The organism is Methylobacterium sp. E-016 (assembly GCF_022829745.1).
Taxonomy (GTDB): Bacteria; Pseudomonadota; Alphaproteobacteria; order Rhizobiales; family Beijerinckiaceae; genus Methylobacterium.
In genome coordinates this window covers 1-14,991 of the sequence record NZ_JAKSYF010000143.1, presented here as the reverse complement: position 1 = coordinate 14,991, position 14,991 = coordinate 1, and the positions used below count along the sequence as shown (strand labels likewise).

The window sequence follows — 14,991 nt, the reverse complement described above, 5'->3', positions numbered from 1 at the left end:
ATCCGCGACGAGTGCTTCGAGCCGAAGGCGATCCGAGGTGGAGAGCGTGAAAGAGATGCCACTGCGCATCCCGCCAGACTCGCAGGATGGGGCGCAAACCGAAACCCCACACGGACTCAACCGTCAGGGCTCAACCACTAGGATCTGCGCCGGGCGGCGGGCCGCCCGGATCGATCGAGATCGACCGGAAGGGTGGGAGCGGAAGCGCTTCCGCCCTTCCTCGCGTTTCCGGCCGGCGGTCCATTCGCCGGGGCCGGCGGTTCCGTTCGTCACGAAAATCCTCTAGGGCGTTGCGGGCATGAACCGCACCGCGCTCTATGCCGGGTCCTTCGATCCGGTGACCAACGGCCATCTCGACGTCGTCCGCCAAGCCTGTCGGCTGGTGCCGCGCCTCGTGATCGCGATCGGTGTCCATCCCGGCAAGGCCCCGCTCTTCTCTGCCGAGGCGCGGGCCGAGCTGCTCGCCGAGACCTGCGCGCCGCTCGCCGCCGCCGAGGGGACGGAGCTGGAGATCGCGACCTTCGACGACCTCGCCGTGACGGCGGCGCGCCGCTGCGGCGCCAGCCTGTTCATCCGCGGCCTGCGCGACGGCACCGATCTCGACTATGAGATGCAGCTTGCCGGCATGAACGGCGCGATGGCGCCCGAAGTCCAGACCGTGTTCCTGCCGGCCTCGATCCAGGTCCGCCCGATCACCGCGACGCTCGTCCGGCAGATCGCCGCGATGGGCGGCAACGTCTCGCCCTTCGTGCCGGCCCAAGTGGCCGAACGCCTCGCGGCCCGCTTCGCGAGCCGCAGCTGAGCCCCCAACGCTTCTCAAGGAGACGATCCCCATGAACCGCCGCAACGCCGTTTTCGCGCTCGCGCTCTCCCTTACGCTCGGGGCCTCCGCCGCCCGCGCCGCCGACGCCAACACCGTCTACCTCGACACCAAGGACGGCCGCGTCACGATCGAGCTGCGCCCGGACATCGCGCCCAAGCACGTCAAGCAGCTCAAGACTCTGATCGCCCAGGGCTTCTACAACGGCCTGAAGTTCCACCGGGTGATGGACGGCTTCATGGCCCAGACCGGCGACCCGAAGGGCAACGGCACCGGCGGCTCGAGCCTGCCCGACATCCCGGCCGAGTTCTCCTCGGCGCAGTTCCGCCGCGGCACCGTCGGCATGGCGCGCTCGTCGGATCCGAACTCGGCCAACTCGCAGTTCTTCATCTGTCTCGGCGATGCCTCCTTCCTGAACGGCCAGTACACCGTGGTCGGCCTCGTCTCCGACGGCATGGATGCCGTCGACAAGATCAAGAAGGCGGCGCCCGGCGCTGCCGGCGGCGCGGTCCAGAACCCGGACAAGATCGTCAAGATGCAGCTGGCCGAGAAGGCCAAGTAAGCGGCGATGCGGGGCCTGCGCCGCGCGTCCGCGACCCTCCTCGTCGCCCTCGTGCCCGCCGCCGCGGGCGCCCAGCCGTTCTACGGCTACGCGTTCGACGGCGAAGGCCCCGGCTATCCGCTGAGCCTGCCGCAGACGTTGCGGGCGACGATCGTCGTCCCACTCGCGGTGAAGCCGGTTCCGCGCCCGAACACCCTGGCCGAGCTCTATCCCGCCCTCGCGGCGTGCTGGCGCCCGCCCGCCATCCTCGAGGATGCGTCGAACGTCGAGATCACCGCGCGGCTGTCGCTCCGGCGCGACGGAAGCTTGCTCGGGCCGCCGCGGATCACGTATGCGAGGGGCGTCGGTCCGAAGACGCGCCCGACCCTGGTGCATGCGACGATCGACGGATTGAACCGTTGCCTGCCGGCCCAGATCACGCCCGGCCTCGGCCGAGCGATCGCCGGGCGTCCCGTCGCCCTACGTTTCGTCTACCGGAAGGTCACCGCGAACCGACCCGGATGACGGCCACCGATCACCCCGCCGCGCCGCAGCCAGGCGCAGCGCCCCCGCCCTGAACAACCTGGAGACCGACATGGCCGACACCGAAAACCTCGTCCTCGAGACCACCAAGGGCCGCGTCGTCGTCGCGCTGCGCTCCGACCTCGCGCCGAACCACGTCGAGCGCATCAAGACGCTTGCCGGCCAGGGCTTCTACGACGGCGTGCCGTTCCACCGCGTCATCGACGGCTTCATGGCGCAGACCGGCGATCCCACCGGCACCGGCTCGGGCGGCTCCGACCTTCCCGACCTGAACGCCGAGTTCAACGCCGAGCCGCACACCCGCGGCACCTGCTCGATGGCGCGCACCAACTTCCCGCACTCGGCGAACTCGCAGTTCTTCATCTGCTTCGACGACGCCCGCTTCCTGGACAAGCAGTACACCGTCTGGGGCAAGGTCGTCGAAGGCATGGACGTGGTCGACACGATCAACAAGGGCGAGCCGCCGCGCTCGCCCGACAAGATCGTCAAGGCGAGCATCGCCGCCGCCTGAACCCGGACCCACCCGTCGCCCCCGAGAACCGGGCGACGGGCGGTGCCCCACGCCCCAAGTTTTCTGCACGCGATACCCGTTTCAGTCGTCGATCCCTCGCCCGCGGCGGAGGCGATGCATGCCTCCATCGAGCAGACGATCGTCGAGCGCGAACTGCCGACGGCAGCCGTATCGGATCGAGGATCGAAAGATCGGGAGGCGCCGACGCCCTACCCGCACCCCCTCCCCGAATGCCGGATCATGCAATTCGGCTGAGCCATTCGCGACGGTGCTATGCCAGGATCGAGCCGTCCGCTTGCAGCGTCATGGCCCCGCCGGCGGTTGCTCGATCGGCGATCGCCCGATCCCGCTCGTCATCGGGCTCGACACGGTGGCCGGACTCGTCACGAACCCGTCTGCGCCCCGAAGGCGGTCGCATCGCTCGCCGTAGCGATGCTTGGGCGGGACCGCTCGCTCGGCGTCGTCCGGGTCGCTGGCGCGCACCCAGAACGCGCGGCGAATTTAACCCATGTTGGTGTCGGTCTTGCGCCGGCAACTTAGCGTGACGGTTGCGCTCGCCCGTCATTCGAACACGTCACGGTTGGCGCGTTGATCTCTTCCGCCGCGGAGCCATCGTGCCGAGGCCGGCGCTCGCGGGTGCGGACGCGGATCGACACGATGTCGTCCATGGCCATGCGCGAGCAAGAACACACCGGATGGCCGAGAAGCGGGATACGGGCGTGAGCGAGGCGATCCAGGACGAAACCTTGCAGGCGCCGGTCGCGATCGCCCGCAGCCGCAGGGCGTCCCCCGCAGGTCCGCGCTATCACGCGGTCATCACCGCCCGCGACGGCGCGAAGAGCCTTCACCCGTTGCCGGCATTCGGCGACGACGAAGCCATCGCGCAGGCGCTCGCGCTTGCCGAAGGCCGGGTGATCGAGGTCTGGGACGGCCCGCGCCTGATCGAGCGCTTCAACGCAGTCACCTGGTAGCGCCCGAACCGTAAATGGCAGGCGTCGCGACCGTCGGCATGATCTACAGAAGGGGTGGAGCGGGTACCGGGAATCGAACCCGGGTATTCAGCTTGGAAGGCTGACGCGCAAGGTTTCGCCCCCAGTCCCTGACATTCTCCACCGTTCGACAACCCATTGGAAAACAGGATAGAATTGACCGCTTACGCAGTCGGGGACCCTTGCCAAGGGTTTCCCGGACTGGCTGGTATCGGGCTGGTATCACGCCCCGGGGATCGGATGGCCAGCACGAACACATGGACGCGCGAACGCGCGAGGCTCACCGCACGTCACGTCGAGGCCGCCAGGAAGCTGCTCGCCTCGGGCCGGATCGAGGGCCGCGGCCATGAGTGGGCCGATGAGGGGGAGCGCGGCCTCGTGCTGCGCGTCGGCAAGGCCGGGGGGGCCTGGTACCTCAAGACCGAGACCCGCACCGTCCGCCTCGGTGACATGGACCTGCCCGTGGCGGCGGCCCGGGAGGCGGCCCAGCGCTCCCGCGTTGACCTGCGGGCGGGACGCGTTCCGTCGAAGGTCAACCTGAAGATCTGGAGCGAGGGCCATCGGCGCGGCATGGACCCGTCCGTCGCCCGGGATGCCGCGTTCGCGCAACTGCTCCCCGTCCCCTCGGCTGAGGAGCGGCGCCGGGACGGGCCGTGGCAGTGGGGCGACCTTGTCGACCTGTTCCTGGAGAGGAAGCTGCCGACCTTGCGGCCGCGATGGGCCGGCCAGTTCGAGAAGCACCTGCGCCGGGCGGCCGAGGGCGACCTCGCCTCCGTCCCGGTCGCCGACTTGACCCAGGAGGATCTCCTGCGCGTGCGCAATCGCGTGGCGCAAGAGCGGACCACGAGCGCGGCCGCCGACACCGTCGAGGCGATCAAGGCGGCCTTGGATTGGGCCAAGCGGAACGAACCGATCCTGTCCGGGCTATCCTCGACGCCCTATCCCTGGTGGCGGGACGGGCTGAACGTGGAGTGGGCCTCGGTCCCAAGGGAACACACGCCGACGCTGGAGGAGCTCGCCCGCACCCTGCTGATCGCCGAACGCCACCGGTCACTCGGCGGGACGGCGAAGGAAACCTCGAACGGTGCCCTCGCGGCCCTGTTTGGAATCGTGCTCACCGGCCAGAGGGCGGGCGCCCTGACGGGGACGCGGCGGGCGACGACCCGGGCATGGCCGGAGCGGCCGGGCTGGCAAATTTGGACCTGGACCGAGGGCGAGATGAAGGGCGGCAAATCGGCCCGGCCGCACGCCATCCCGGTCCCGCCCGAGGCCCTGGAGGTTCTCGCCAGATTCCCGGTGGACCGGGCGTCGCCGTTCCTGTTCCCGTCCCGCATCGAGGGCAAGAGCGTCACGCCGACCGTGATCACGCAGCTTTTCGGGAGGCTTCAGGGCGACCCCAAGGGCGGCCGCGCCGGCAAAGTCACCGGTCGTCCGGAGGCCGACCTGTTCGCCGCCAATGGCATCAGGCCGTGGACGCCGCACGACGTCCGGCGAACCTTGGGCACGTTCCTCGACCTAGAGAAGTTGGGCGGCGCGGGCAGCGCGATCCTCGCCCACAAGGCATCGGCATCAAGGACCGGGGCAGACGCGGAGCGCGAGCTCGCATCCGCAATCACGCTGCGCCACTACATTCACAGCCAACGCCTCGACCTAAAAGCCGAGGGGATGACGCTGTGGGTCCGTGCGGTCCTGGAGGCCTACGAGGCGGAGCTGGCGCGCCTCGGGGCCTGATCCCGCCTTTCCCGGCCGAGAGCCCGCGCCACGTCCGCCGGGCGCTCGGCCCGCACGAATCCGGGCTTGCAGCGGCCGCGTCCGGAGGCCTCCGCCAGGTCCTCGGCGAAGGCGCGCATCAACGCGTCCCGCTCCTCGCCGGCCGCCGCGTCCCGCAGATCCTCGTAGCTCAGCATTGACCCCTCCATCCTTGAGAACAGATAGGGAACATACGGAACGGTTCAACGGGGGCAAGGACGGGATGCGCGAACCTCGCACCCTCCGGGATTTCCCCTACCGGCGCGTGCGCGTCGCGTGCTCATGGTGCCCTCACCGGCGGGGGGATTACTGCGTCGAGCGGATGCAGGCCCGCCTCGGGCCCGGGGCCAGCCTCGATGCCGCGATCCGGCTCATCACCGCCGGATGCCCGAGGCCGAAGGCGTGGGGCCTGCGCGGGCCGAGCCAGTATCTCCCCTGGTGCAGGGCGTCGTTCGAGGACCTCCGGCACGGGCGGCCGCCGGACCGGTGAAACGCTAATCCGGCTTCCTTATGCGCATGGAGGTGACCTGCAAAACTTCCCCAAGGCCGGGCCATCGGTCGAGGAACTCCACGCTGTCCTGCCAGGCCCGTTAGGCCTTCCTTCACCATGCGATCACGACGAGCCCAGGGTCACCTTGACCGTGGGAATCCGGAGCTGCGATCGTGACGACTCACCCGGCCCTAGAGGCACCGATGAAACGAATACGCGCCACCCACCAAACCGAGATCCCCCCGGGGGCGTGACGCCGTGCGCGCGCAGCCCCCCTCCACGGAGGCTGCCATCATGAAGACCACTCGCCAGACGTTCTCGTCCCACCGCACCTGGTTCACGGCCGACACGCACTACGGCCACCGCGGCGTTCTCAAGATGGAGAACCGCCCCTGGGACGACATCGGCGCGCATGACGACGACCTCGTCTACGCCCACAACAGCGTCGTCCGTCCCGGCGACGAGGTCTTCCACCTGGGCGACTTCGCGATGAACGCCTCGGCCGAGCGGTGCCAGGAGATCTTCTCCCGCCTGAAGGGCAATTTCCATCTCGTGATTGGGAACCACGACAAGCCGCGGCATCTGGCGCTGGGCTGGGCGAGCCCGCCGGAGATGCTCCGGACCGTCCATGTCGATGGTACCCGCCTCGTCCTCTGCCACTACGCGATGCGGACCTGGTCCGGGGCATGGCGGGGGGCCCTCCACCTCTATGGGCATTCCCACGGCAAGCTCCCTGGGACGAGCAGGTCCTGCGACGTCGGCGTGGACGCCTGGGCCTACCGGCCGGTGAGCCTGCCGGAGATCCGGGAACGCCTCGCCGCCACGCCAACGGCGCCCGAGGAGCAGCGCATCGAGGCCGACGACGCCGCGGAATGAGAAAGGGCCCGGATCACTCCGGGCCCTTTCACTATGTGGTCTCGATGTCCCGGGCGATCTCCGAGGCGTCCGCGGCCCGCTCCCGGAGGAGCCGGGCGAGGAGCGGCCCAACCCAGGGCGGGATTTCGCGCTGACCTTGGGCCCACCGCGCCACCCGGCGGGGGTCCATCGTATCCCTGGGCCCGTCGGGGTGATGCTCGCCGAGGAGCCGCGCCAGGGCGTGTCGCCATTCCTCGTCCCCGAAAAGGGTCTCGCCAGCGCGGCGGAGGAGGTCGGGCGTCAGCATGGCGGGCTCTCAAAACTCGAAGGCAAGGACGGCGTGGCAGGCCTCGGCGTCGCCCTCGCCGAGCAAGGCCGCCTCGGCACGGTCCCGCTCCTCCTCGGCCCAGACCTCGACCATCGCCAGGGCGAGGCTGGCGGCGCGCCGGGCGGCGACACGGGCAGCCACGACGACGTCGGTGTCGGGTCCCGGGGCGAAGTCGAGGACGACCTGGGCGGCGACCTTGGCCTCGGCGACGGCGGCCTCGGCCTCGTAGCGGCGGCGGGTCAGGGCGGCGGTGGTGGTCATGGACATGGACGTGGTTTCCCTTCGTGCGGGCGGCGGAACCGGCCCGGCTTGGTTTCAGAACATCGAGGTTGAGGTCTCAAGGTCGATGGCGGCGTCATACTCGTCCTCGAAGGCCAACCTATCGAGATCGACCTGGTAGCCCGAGGTGACTTCCTTCGGGCGCGAGCGAGAGGAGATCGCCGGGGCCGTATAGGTGATCGCCAACTGGACCTTGCCCTCGGCGCCGGCGACGTCGGTGGCCCAGCGCTCCCAGACGTGGCGGGCCTCCTCCAGGGTGTGCGCGGTGACGATGAGATCGAGGTCCGGAGCGATCGGCTCCCACTGCGAATCGACGACACGGCAGGTCAGGAGGCGGGCCTCGGCGCGGCGGCGGTAGAGGGCGTCCGCGAGGTCCTCGCGCTCACGGCGCGTGAGGGGGCGGGCGGGCTTAGAGAAGCGGGCGGTGAACTTGGTCATGGCGGAGGTTTCCCTGAGGCTGAGCGGCGGAACCGGCTCGAAGGCAAGGATACCCCCCGGCCCGAATGCCACAATGGCTCGGGCCGGGGTTTCGTGATTTATTTTCGGGCCGGCGCTCTAGGCGATGGCCCTCAATAGCTGTCGCGCCCGGCGCCGCATGGCGTTCTTCAGGTGATGGGGCCCCAGGCCCGCGTCGGGCATAATGAGCTCGTGCGTTCGGCTCGAAGGCTGCTGGCCCTGGAACTCGAAGAGCTTCGGAAAGGTGACGTGGGTGCGGCAGAACGAGACTTCATCCGGTCCGTCTTCCGCAATGGCCTCCTGACGCGCGCAGTCCGCATCAGCCCCCTCGCCGAACCCGACGAGCATGGCATGGGCCAGGCTCGCCGTCGGCAGGTAGAAGCACGTCGTCAGATCGGACGGGGTGAAGCGCAACTGCTTCTCCTCCGCCATCTCCTTGCCCTTGATCCACTTGAGCGTCGAGAGATCCTCGAAATTCGTGTGGAAGCAGACGACGTAGTCGAAATCGTCGACCCGGTCCTGGATCCACTCCATCGACTCATCGACGGACATGCCGATCTGCATGTCCGTGTTGATGATCGCCGAATTCCGCAGGTGGATCGCGAACGGCTCGGTCAGCGCCACCATCGTCGCCGGGGAGATCACGAGGTGCCCCTCGGGGATCGTGACGGTCTGCATGCCCGGAGGCGTCTTCGTCTTCGCCATGTAGGCGTTCTCCTGTGGTGCGGCCCGTGGGCGGCATCAGCAAGAGGTACCCCAAGCTAATCGCAAGAAGCCAGCATGATGGCATGCTGTAGTTAATGGCATTCTGCCACCTAGTCGCCCTACCTGCAAGTAGAGGCCTCGAAAGTGGTTAACGAGATCTTGCCGAGATACCCTGGTGTCGCACGCATTCCATCAGCCTCGGGGCCTCGGCCTCGACGCTCTCCGCCAGGGCTCGGGCCTGCCCGATCAGGACCCCGCGCAGGGAGAGCCCCTCGGCCGGGGGCGGTCCGGCTTCCGGCAGGGGCGCCACGGCGTGGACCCCACGGCACGCCCCGAGGACGACCGGCGACAGGCGGCGGGGGAAGGCGACCACGGTCACGCGACGTCCTCGCTCGGGGCCTGGGCCAGGGCCATGGCGAGGCCGATGATGAAGTGCCGGCGCGCCCACGGCGTGAGGGGGCGCGAGGTGTTTCCGCCGGGGTACGCGCGGGCCCGCCAGGCGGCCCGCGCGTAGTCGAGGCTCCGGTGCCGGGAGACGATGGCGTGCGTCTCCCGGCATACGAGGGCGTACCCGCCTCCCGGGTTCCGCGGCATCAGGCGGCCGCCTCCAGGTCCGGCGGAGCGATGTGGTGCATCATCAGGTCGACGGCCTCGGGCCCGAGGACCTCCACCGCCTGGGCGAGCAGCCGGTTTGCCGCGATGACGTCCCGGACGGCCTGGGTCCTCAGATCGGAGACCTCGTCGGGGATGGCATCGAGGGGCTCGGCGAAGCTGTAGTCGATCTCTCGCTCCAAGGCGTCGCTCCCGGCCGAAACGGCGGACTGCGTCAGCGGCACGGATTCGACGAACGCCTGGATCGCCGCCTCGGCCTTCGGCGTCAGGGCGTAGAGCTCCGGGGGCTTGATCGGGCCGCCCTTCGGATCGGGCCACCGGAGCTCGGTACCGTGGGGGAGCTCATACGACCTGCCCGGCACCAGCGGCCTCTCCCCGATGGCGACCACGCCGGCGTCCATGGCGGCCTTGCCGAGCGGGGTGACCTTGCCGTCGGCGTGCACGAGCCCGCCATAGACGAGCAAGGCGTTCCCGGTAACGACCGTGGCGCCGAACGGCGTCGGGAAGCCGCCCACGCCCTTACAGGCGGGGCAATCCGGCGGGACCGTCGGCTGGTCGCAGCAGCACGCGCAATTTCGGAGCACGACGTGTCCCGAGTGCGGCACGATGGTGAACCCTGCCTTGTGAGACTGAAAACCATTTCTTTTGCCGCGCCGGCTCCATGGAACCAGAACCCTTTGCGAGGCCCACGCTCTCCAAAGGCGTAAGCCCTATCAAGGGCGGTCTCGATGACTTCGAGGGACGTCTGCTCTTCCGTGCGCACGAGGCGCTCCTTTCTGTGAGTGGGATGGCCAGGGATGCGCCCCTGCCGCCGGGCGCGCGACGGGGCGGCTTCAGGCGGAGGCGGATTCGGGGATCGCGACGGGCGTCGTCGCCTGCCCAAGGAAGGCATCGAGGGCGACGTCCGCCCCGGCCTCGCCGAGGTACGCCTTGAGGTCGTGGGCCTCGGCTCAGCGAAAGGGGGCGCTGTCCACGCTATCCCCGGCGGGATCGCCATCGTTCTCGCAGGCGCCGCGGTCGTAGCCGAGACGGTAGGCTGCCCGGAGAGCGGCCGTATCGAACGTCGGCGCCGGCGGCTCGGCGGCCAGTGCCTCGATCAGGGCCCTCGCCGCCTCGCGGGCCTCGACGATGGCGCGGTCGATTATGCGGGTGACGAGCACCTTCACGTCGGACGCTTCGAGCCGTTCGTCAGGAAGGTCACCGTCCTCGTCCGTCAGGACGACGGTGGCATCCAGCGCCTCGTCGTATCCGCCGGCCCGGATCTCCTGTCGGCCGAAGGCATTCCGCGGACGGTCCTCCTGCACCATGAGAGCTCTTGCGGTCACGCGGACCGTCGTGCGGTCGTCGATGGTATCGATGGTCGGCATGCCCACCCTGATGCCGGCAAGGGTCCAGTTCTCGCTCATTGGCCTGTCCACTGATGAAGGGGGCTGATGGGTGGCGCCCCTGTCCCCGGGCGCGGCGACGGGGATCTCAGGGTCGGTCGAGGGCGACCTTGACCAGGCGCATGCCTGCCTCGACGGCGGCCGCGCCTTCAGCCTTGAAAATGACCATCCGGAACGATCCGCCATCCTGCTCGGCATCGATGGCGACCACCCGCAGGCGGGACGATGCGACCGGCTTCGGGGCCTTGGCGATCTTCTTCATGGCCGCCTCGGGATAGACGGAAGGGGCGTGCGCAGTCCCGGGAGCGGAGGGCGGCCCTTCGGCGGGAGGGGCCACGGCTCGTCGCTGTCCAGCGCGGCGACGACAGCGGCATGATGCTCTGCCAGCGTCGACGGCCTCGTCGCCACGATGACATGCGGGGGCGCCGAGCGGGATTCTACGAGGGCCGCGTCGAGGCGCTGAACCGCCCAGCGCGCCGTTTCGAGCAAGACCATGTCTACGTGCCTGATCGCCTCGGCGACGGCGTCCCCGTCCTCGCCGCGGTGGCGGTCGCCGAGGCCGCGGTGGATGCCGGCGATGCCGTGCGCGAGCAGGCCCGCGTCGCCGCGGTTCAGGCCGCCGATAACGAGTGGCTGGCCAACGGGGCGCCGCGGGCAGCCGACATCGCCGCGCTGCAGGCCTGCCTCGTCGAGAAGAAGTGGGCCTGGAACAAGCGGAAGCGGGCGCTCGCCGAGAGCCTGATCGGGGACCGCCCGTCCGTCAGGGATGCCGGCATCGCCCGCGAGCTCGTCGCCGAGGTCGAGCTCCTCATCGAGCAGATCACCGCCCGGCTAGATGCGCTCACTCAATCCGAGTGGTGGGAGCGCGCTAGTATCCTGGAGATCCGCGTCGCCGTCCACGAGGCCTGCCGGTTCCTGAGTGATCAGGACCACGCGGCGCATCGGAACGGGATCGGGTGGTCCGCCGCCCACAGCCATGTCGGGCACGTCCTCGCCAGCCTGGAGGTCCTCGATCAGGCCCAGGCCGCTCATGCGCTGCAGGCTGTCTATCCCCACCGGCGCCAGCTTACCCCGGAGCTTCGGGCGCGCGTCTTCGAGATGGGGGCAGTCTGATGGCTCGCCGCGTAGACCCTCGGCAGATGAACCTGCTCGATCTGCTGGCCGCCCCGGCGGAAGCCGCCTGGTGGTACGACAGCTGGCAGGATGGCGACCCCATACCGGCGGGGTGGTACCCGCCGAAACCAGGCGCTGAAGTCCGGAAGCCTACCCGGGTCACGATCGTCCATGGTCGTGACGACGACCTGGCCGATGAGGTGATCCGTTTCCTGCGGGAGGGTTGGTTCGCCGGGCACCCATTCCCCATCGCCGGGGTGCATGAAACCGTCCGGCGCGACGGTGAAGTCCTCGCCGTCCTGGAGGCTTACGACGGCGGCATCGCCGAGGTCCGGCTTGAGGGAGAGCGGGGCGCCTGGAGGATGTGGTGGCAATACGTCCCGGGTGCGTCAGCCCGCGATTGCTATAGCGGCCTGGCCTTCGATGAGACCTCTCGGACGTGGCAGCACCTCCCGGCCATCACCTCGCTCGACTAGGCGACCGTCTCCGTACGTACGCCCTGGTGCCATGCGTCGGCGCCGGGACAATGGAAGGCGTCACCCCCAAGGAAGGATCACCCCACACCATGCGCAAGATAGCCCGTCTCATCGCTCTCATGATGGCCGCCATGGCCACCGTCCTTCAGGTCGTCCTCGAATCCGGAAAATGGGTCCTGAGGTCGGTCCGGTCGGCGTTCGCACCGCCCGTCGGCGCACATGCCGATGTCGAGGCCGCCCTCGATGACATCGCCGACACCGCCCAGCCCACCGGCCTGCCGCGGCCGGGCAAGGCCGACGTGGCCCCCGAGCACCGGCCGGGCCAGCTCGCCGTCGACTACGCGATGAGCCGCGTCGGCACGCACCCCGCACCGCGGATCAGGCATCTCGACGTGACCACGCAGGCCTGGCTGGCCGGTCTCTCAGATTCCGACTGCCACCGCCTCATCATGCACGGCCCGACCCGGGTCGAGGGCCACATGAGCGGCCTCATGCCGATCAACGCCTTCCCGATCTGCAAGGCGCCGCCCCCGTCGAACGCGTTTTCCATCGTCGACGGGCAGGTCCACTACAGGGGCCGGGTCGTCAGGGCCGAGCCCGAGCCGACCCCCGACGAGCACCAGACCTTGATCGACGAGGTTTTTGCCGAGCTCGTCCAGGAGGCCGAGGAGAAGGCGCGCGCCTACGCTCCGGCCTGATCGCTCACATCCTCGGACACGAAGAAGCCCGCCCCGGGAGACCGGAGGCGGGCTTCTTTTTGCCTGCGGCAGGGTGCGACACTGAAACCTATGGATAACCCAAAATAACCGTTGCGCCTTTCCCTGTGCACACACGGAAGCATACGAGATGCGTACGTCATGCCGCCCGGCGACGGGCCTGCCCGAGAGCCAGGATCATGGCCTCGCTCCGAACAGCGCGGGCGTTGGCGCGGGCGAGTTCGGCCCGGAGCGCGGCGTTCTCGTTCACGAGGGCGGAGTTCTCCACCTGCGTCGTGAGGACGAGGCGCTTGAGGCTCTCGACGACCCGGCGGACGCGCTCGACGGCGCCGAGGTTCCGGGCAGCTTGAGCCTCGTCGGCCTGCGCCTGTGCGATCACCCGATCCTTCCGAGCAGTCGCGAGAACGCCTGCCAGGCCGTATGCGAGGCCATCTCCGCACGAGGCGACGTTGTGGGCGCTGATCGACATTGGGGCATCTCCTCGGGCTGGCGAGGATGACGATCTCAGCTCGTGGAATCGGCGTAAAGCTGCGATTCCCGCCGTGAAGCTGCGATTCCCGCCGTGGTTAAGGATACCCTGGGCCCGACTGCGCCGACCCTCAGCTTTTGAAAGGGCCTGCAGGTGTGGTGTTCGTATGGGTGGTAGCGCCCCGTTACTCCTAAGGACTGTAACGGGGAATCCGCATTTCGTAACGGGAAGTCCGCGATGTTCGTGCGCCAGATCAGTGGACCGAGATGAACCCCACCAGGTCGGCGAGGGCAGTGTCCTGAGTGCCCGAAGTCGTGAGCGTCAGGACGTCCCCCGGGGTCGTGAAAACCGTGTTCCTGCCGGTGGTCGTGAACGTGGCGGTCTTGCTCCCGACCGCGAACGCCACGGTCCCGATCACGGTGCCGTTCAGCGCCAGGCTAAGGGTTACCGCCGCTGCCGGGGCCGTCACCACCTTCGCGGTCGAACCGTCGAACGCGGTCGACCCGATCTGGTTGGCCCCGATGTAGCCGACCCGGCTGCACATGCGGCGCAGGATCACCGTCGACACCGGCGGCTTCCCGCTGACGCTGAAGTTGAAGGCCTCGATGGCGCTTACGGTAATCTGTCCCCAGGGGAATTCCAGTTGGCCGTTCTTCAGGACGGGGCTGCCGGTGGCATCGAGGATCGGCGCGCCCGGCGTCGACTTGGCCGGGGCGGGATCGACCAATTGGAAGCGCTCGCCTGAGGCGACCTGGACGACGTCGCCCACGTTGTAGGCCACCAGGGCGCTGTACGTACCCTTCTGCGTCTGGCGGGCTAGCCGTCGTAAGTAAAGGGCAAAAGGGCCGCCGAGGCGATGTCGACGGCCGGGTCCTCAGCATCAGACGTGTACGTACGGCTGATGAATCCAACGAAACCACGCGCGACTGTCGACGACCCTGGGACCCGGACAAGGTCGCCCAGTACGTACGGGTTTTTCGCGATCCAGGTCCCGCTGGAGCGACGACCACAACGTGGCGCCCGAGGCGGCGGCCGAGCATTTCGGATGGCTTGCGGCGTGCGCCGACGCGGACATGCCTGCGTCGAGCACGCTGACGCGGGCCTGGCTCGGCTGGCACCCGGAAGGCAGGGATCTCATCGCCGGCCTGGAAGCAACGGACTACGCCTATGGAACGGCGTGATGCAGCATCATCTGCTTATTGCGACGGCAGCGCGGAAGCGGACTGTCCGCTCCCCGCCTGTCCCGATCACGGAGCGGACAGGCTGATGTCGACCCGATGCGGTCGCCAATTGTCCATTGAAGAGACCTCGAAAGCGGACATCCGCGGTCCCCTAGTTGCGGTGCTGCTAGACCAGTGCGTAACCCGCATCCGCACGCTCGATCCTTCCACTTGTGGCGAGGTGCATCCCGGTCACCCTCAAGCCGTCTACTGCCGCACGGTCGAGGATGCGCCGTCGCGTCGTGATCGCTTCCGCTGGATCGGTGTCCCAGATCACCGTCCAATCCGGATGCGGCATCTGTAGGATCCGCGAGTGGACGATATCGCCCCAGATCAGCAGGCGGTCGGAGCCGTCCGCGATCAAGACGCCCATATGTCCCGGCGTATGGCCGGGCAGCGGCAGCGCACGGATACCCGGTGCGAGCTCCGCCTCGCCGGAGACACGCCGGATCCTGTCAGGATAGGCCGCCAGCACCGCCTGTGCGGTCTCGAACATCGGGCTCAATGGAACCGGAGCGGAGGCTCTGGCTGCCGCATCCGACCAGTAAGCCACCTCACGCTCCTGCAGCACGAGTTCCGCGTTTGCGAAACGCGCGAGGCGGTCCGACGTCAAGAGACCGCCGGCATGGTCGGCGTGCACATGGCTGCGCCAGATCGTCTCGACGTGCCCCGCCCCCACGCCTTCCCCCGCCAGTGCCGCGGTCACCCGGTCCAACCCTGCCAACTGGTCGTTG

26 protein-coding genes are annotated in these 14,991 nt (G+C 68.8%); 13 read left to right on the top strand and 13 right to left on the bottom strand.

Going from position 1 to position 14,991, the window contains the following annotated elements:
• Positions 1-298 precede the first annotated feature (298 nt).
• From coaD to MKK68_RS21235, 7 genes are all read left to right on the top strand, one after another.
• Positions 299-802 carry a pantetheine-phosphate adenylyltransferase gene (gene coaD / locus MKK68_RS21265; RefSeq protein WP_147726647.1) on the top strand — a complete coding sequence of 168 codons (504 nt, stop codon included), beginning with the start codon at positions 299-301 and terminating at the stop codon, positions 800-802.
• 31 nt (positions 803-833) lie between these two features.
• Positions 834-1,382: a peptidylprolyl isomerase gene (locus MKK68_RS21260; RefSeq protein WP_147841844.1), complete on the top strand. Its 549-nt coding sequence runs from the start codon at positions 834-836 to the stop codon at positions 1,380-1,382.
• A gap of 6 nt (positions 1,383-1,388) precedes the next feature.
• Positions 1,389-1,886 (top strand): hypothetical protein, encoded by a 498-nt coding sequence (locus MKK68_RS21255; RefSeq protein WP_147726644.1) that lies wholly within the window; start codon positions 1,389-1,391, stop codon positions 1,884-1,886.
• A 70-nt stretch (positions 1,887-1,956) separates the two neighbouring features.
• Positions 1,957-2,415 (top strand): peptidylprolyl isomerase, encoded by a 459-nt coding sequence (locus tag MKK68_RS21250; protein ID WP_147841843.1) that lies wholly within the window; start codon positions 1,957-1,959, stop codon positions 2,413-2,415.
• Positions 2,416-2,457: 42 nt separating this feature from the next.
• Entirely contained in the window at positions 2,458-2,670 is a 213-nt protein-coding gene (locus tag MKK68_RS21245; RefSeq protein WP_244032870.1) for a hypothetical protein, read from the top strand.
• 440 nt (positions 2,671-3,110) lie between these two features.
• Positions 3,111-3,386, top strand: a complete 276-nt coding sequence (locus MKK68_RS21240) for a hypothetical protein (protein ID WP_243935174.1) — start codon at positions 3,111-3,113, stop codon at positions 3,384-3,386.
• A gap of 258 nt (positions 3,387-3,644) precedes the next feature.
• Entirely contained in the window at positions 3,645-5,135 is a 1,491-nt protein-coding gene (locus tag MKK68_RS21235) for an integrase family protein (protein WP_244032869.1), read from the top strand.
• Here the strand turns inward: MKK68_RS21235 and MKK68_RS21230 are convergent.
• Positions 5,102-5,311, bottom strand: coding sequence for a hypothetical protein (locus MKK68_RS21230; protein WP_244032868.1), 210 nt, complete (start codon positions 5,309-5,311; stop codon positions 5,102-5,104). The genes MKK68_RS21235 and MKK68_RS21230 overlap by 34 nt on opposite strands.
• A 65-nt stretch (positions 5,312-5,376) precedes the next feature.
• Here MKK68_RS21230 and MKK68_RS21225 point away from each other — a divergent pair, with 65 nt between their 5' ends.
• Together MKK68_RS21225 and MKK68_RS21220 are read left to right on the top strand one after the other, a co-directional pair.
• Entirely contained in the window at positions 5,377-5,643 is a 267-nt protein-coding gene (locus MKK68_RS21225) for a hypothetical protein (protein ID WP_244032867.1), read from the top strand.
• 294 nt (positions 5,644-5,937) lie between these two features.
• On the top strand, positions 5,938-6,519 hold the full coding sequence (locus tag MKK68_RS21220; protein ID WP_244032866.1) for a metallophosphoesterase family protein: 582 nt from the start codon (positions 5,938-5,940) through the stop codon (positions 6,517-6,519).
• Positions 6,520-6,550: 31 nt separating this feature from the next.
• Here MKK68_RS21220 and MKK68_RS21215 read toward each other — a convergent pair whose 3' ends face one another.
• From MKK68_RS21215 to MKK68_RS21175, 9 genes are all read right to left on the bottom strand, one after another.
• A complete protein-coding gene (locus tag MKK68_RS21215; protein WP_244032865.1) occupies positions 6,551-6,805 on the bottom strand; it encodes a hypothetical protein in 255 nt (84 codons plus the stop codon).
• 9 nt (positions 6,806-6,814) lie between these two features.
• Positions 6,815-7,093 carry a hypothetical protein gene (locus MKK68_RS21210; protein ID WP_244032864.1) on the bottom strand — a complete coding sequence of 93 codons (279 nt, stop codon included), beginning with the start codon at positions 7,091-7,093 and terminating at the stop codon, positions 6,815-6,817.
• Positions 7,094-7,141: 48 nt separating this feature from the next.
• The gene (locus tag MKK68_RS21205; protein ID WP_244032863.1) at positions 7,142-7,543 is read right to left on the bottom strand and encodes a hypothetical protein; all 402 of its coding nucleotides are present in this window, start codon (positions 7,541-7,543) and stop codon (positions 7,142-7,144) included.
• Between the two features lie 117 nt (positions 7,544-7,660).
• Positions 7,661-8,206 carry a hypothetical protein gene (locus MKK68_RS21200; protein WP_244032862.1) on the bottom strand — a complete coding sequence of 182 codons (546 nt, stop codon included), beginning with the start codon at positions 8,204-8,206 and terminating at the stop codon, positions 7,661-7,663.
• A 208-nt stretch (positions 8,207-8,414) separates the two neighbouring features.
• Complete coding sequence (locus MKK68_RS21195) at positions 8,415-8,645, bottom strand: hypothetical protein (protein ID WP_244032861.1); 231 nt, start codon at positions 8,643-8,645, stop codon at positions 8,415-8,417.
• Complete coding sequence (locus MKK68_RS21190; RefSeq protein WP_244032860.1) at positions 8,642-8,860, bottom strand: hypothetical protein; 219 nt, start codon at positions 8,858-8,860, stop codon at positions 8,642-8,644. Before MKK68_RS21190 ends, MKK68_RS21195 begins: the two co-directional genes overlap by 4 nt.
• On the bottom strand, positions 8,860-9,393 hold the full coding sequence (locus tag MKK68_RS21185; protein ID WP_244032859.1) for a hypothetical protein: 534 nt from the start codon (positions 9,391-9,393) through the stop codon (positions 8,860-8,862). The genes MKK68_RS21190 and MKK68_RS21185 overlap by 1 nt, the downstream gene beginning before the upstream one ends.
• Positions 9,394-9,828: 435 nt before the next feature.
• Positions 9,829-10,284: a hypothetical protein gene (locus MKK68_RS21180; RefSeq protein WP_244032858.1), complete on the bottom strand. Its 456-nt coding sequence runs from the start codon at positions 10,282-10,284 to the stop codon at positions 9,829-9,831.
• A gap of 67 nt (positions 10,285-10,351) precedes the next feature.
• The gene (locus tag MKK68_RS21175; protein WP_244032857.1) at positions 10,352-10,525 is read right to left on the bottom strand and encodes a hypothetical protein; all 174 of its coding nucleotides are present in this window, start codon (positions 10,523-10,525) and stop codon (positions 10,352-10,354) included.
• 152 nt (positions 10,526-10,677) lie between these two features.
• Between MKK68_RS21175 and MKK68_RS21170 the strand changes: the two genes are divergently transcribed.
• The 3 genes from MKK68_RS21170 to MKK68_RS21160 all read left to right on the top strand — a co-directional run bounded on the left by MKK68_RS21170 (position 10,678) and on the right by MKK68_RS21160 (position 12,550).
• Positions 10,678-11,376 (top strand): hypothetical protein, encoded by a 699-nt coding sequence (locus tag MKK68_RS21170; protein WP_244032856.1) that lies wholly within the window; start codon positions 10,678-10,680, stop codon positions 11,374-11,376.
• 26 nt (positions 11,377-11,402) lie between these two features.
• Positions 11,403-11,852 carry a nucleotide-binding protein gene (locus tag MKK68_RS21165; protein ID WP_244032855.1) on the top strand — a complete coding sequence of 150 codons (450 nt, stop codon included), beginning with the start codon at positions 11,403-11,405 and terminating at the stop codon, positions 11,850-11,852.
• A gap of 89 nt (positions 11,853-11,941) precedes the next feature.
• A complete protein-coding gene (locus MKK68_RS21160; RefSeq protein WP_244032854.1) occupies positions 11,942-12,550 on the top strand; it encodes a hypothetical protein in 609 nt (202 codons plus the stop codon).
• A 157-nt stretch (positions 12,551-12,707) separates the two neighbouring features.
• Here the strand turns inward: MKK68_RS21160 and MKK68_RS21155 are convergent, their stop codons facing one another.
• Together MKK68_RS21155 and MKK68_RS21150 are read right to left on the bottom strand one after the other, a co-directional pair.
• On the bottom strand, positions 12,708-12,947 hold the full coding sequence (locus tag MKK68_RS21155; protein ID WP_244032853.1) for a hypothetical protein: 240 nt from the start codon (positions 12,945-12,947) through the stop codon (positions 12,708-12,710).
• A gap of 343 nt (positions 12,948-13,290) precedes the next feature.
• Complete coding sequence (locus MKK68_RS21150; RefSeq protein WP_244032852.1) at positions 13,291-13,818, bottom strand: hypothetical protein; 528 nt, start codon at positions 13,816-13,818, stop codon at positions 13,291-13,293.
• A gap of 232 nt (positions 13,819-14,050) precedes the next feature.
• Here MKK68_RS21150 and MKK68_RS21145 point away from each other — a divergent pair, with 232 nt between their 5' ends.
• A complete protein-coding gene (locus MKK68_RS21145; RefSeq protein WP_313899238.1) occupies positions 14,051-14,218 on the top strand; it encodes a hypothetical protein in 168 nt (55 codons plus the stop codon).
• A 166-nt stretch (positions 14,219-14,384) separates the two neighbouring features.
• Here MKK68_RS21145 and MKK68_RS21140 read toward each other — a convergent pair.
• Positions 14,385-14,991 (bottom strand): MBL fold metallo-hydrolase (locus MKK68_RS21140; protein WP_244032851.1); only part of this gene is annotated, 607 nt, incomplete at its 5' end.

Bases quoted from the DNA above. Each gene is read 5' to 3' on its own strand.
- coaD (WP_147726647.1), top strand. From the start codon at position 299: ATGAACCGCACCGCGCTCTATGCCGGGTCCTTCGATCCGGTGACCAAC.
- MKK68_RS21260 (WP_147841844.1), top strand. From the start codon at position 834: ATGAACCGCCGCAACGCCGTTTTCGCGCTCGCGCTCTCCCTTACGCTC.
- MKK68_RS21255 (WP_147726644.1), top strand. From the start codon at position 1,389: ATGCGGGGCCTGCGCCGCGCGTCCGCGACCCTCCTCGTCGCCCTCGTG.
- MKK68_RS21250 (WP_147841843.1), top strand. From the start codon at position 1,957: ATGGCCGACACCGAAAACCTCGTCCTCGAGACCACCAAGGGCCGCGTC.
- MKK68_RS21240 (WP_243935174.1), top strand. From the start codon at position 3,111: ATGGCCGAGAAGCGGGATACGGGCGTGAGCGAGGCGATCCAGGACGAA.
- MKK68_RS21235 (WP_244032869.1), top strand. From the start codon at position 3,645: ATGGCCAGCACGAACACATGGACGCGCGAACGCGCGAGGCTCACCGCA.
- MKK68_RS21230 (WP_244032868.1), bottom strand. From the start codon at position 5,311: ATGCTGAGCTACGAGGATCTGCGGGACGCGGCGGCCGGCGAGGAGCGG.
- MKK68_RS21225 (WP_244032867.1), top strand. From the start codon at position 5,377: ATGCGCGAACCTCGCACCCTCCGGGATTTCCCCTACCGGCGCGTGCGC.
- MKK68_RS21220 (WP_244032866.1), top strand. From the start codon at position 5,938: ATGAAGACCACTCGCCAGACGTTCTCGTCCCACCGCACCTGGTTCACG.
- MKK68_RS21215 (WP_244032865.1), bottom strand. From the start codon at position 6,805: ATGCTGACGCCCGACCTCCTCCGCCGCGCTGGCGAGACCCTTTTCGGG.
- MKK68_RS21210 (WP_244032864.1), bottom strand. From the start codon at position 7,093: ATGTCCATGACCACCACCGCCGCCCTGACCCGCCGCCGCTACGAGGCC.
- MKK68_RS21205 (WP_244032863.1), bottom strand. From the start codon at position 7,543: ATGACCAAGTTCACCGCCCGCTTCTCTAAGCCCGCCCGCCCCCTCACG.
- MKK68_RS21190 (WP_244032860.1), bottom strand. From the start codon at position 8,860: ATGCCGCGGAACCCGGGAGGCGGGTACGCCCTCGTATGCCGGGAGACG.
- MKK68_RS21180 (WP_244032858.1), bottom strand. From the start codon at position 10,284: ATGAGCGAGAACTGGACCCTTGCCGGCATCAGGGTGGGCATGCCGACC.
- MKK68_RS21175 (WP_244032857.1), bottom strand. From the start codon at position 10,525: ATGAAGAAGATCGCCAAGGCCCCGAAGCCGGTCGCATCGTCCCGCCTG.
- MKK68_RS21170 (WP_244032856.1), top strand. From the start codon at position 10,678: ATGCGGGGGCGCCGAGCGGGATTCTACGAGGGCCGCGTCGAGGCGCTG.
- MKK68_RS21165 (WP_244032855.1), top strand. From the start codon at position 11,403: ATGAACCTGCTCGATCTGCTGGCCGCCCCGGCGGAAGCCGCCTGGTGG.
- MKK68_RS21160 (WP_244032854.1), top strand. From the start codon at position 11,942: ATGCGCAAGATAGCCCGTCTCATCGCTCTCATGATGGCCGCCATGGCC.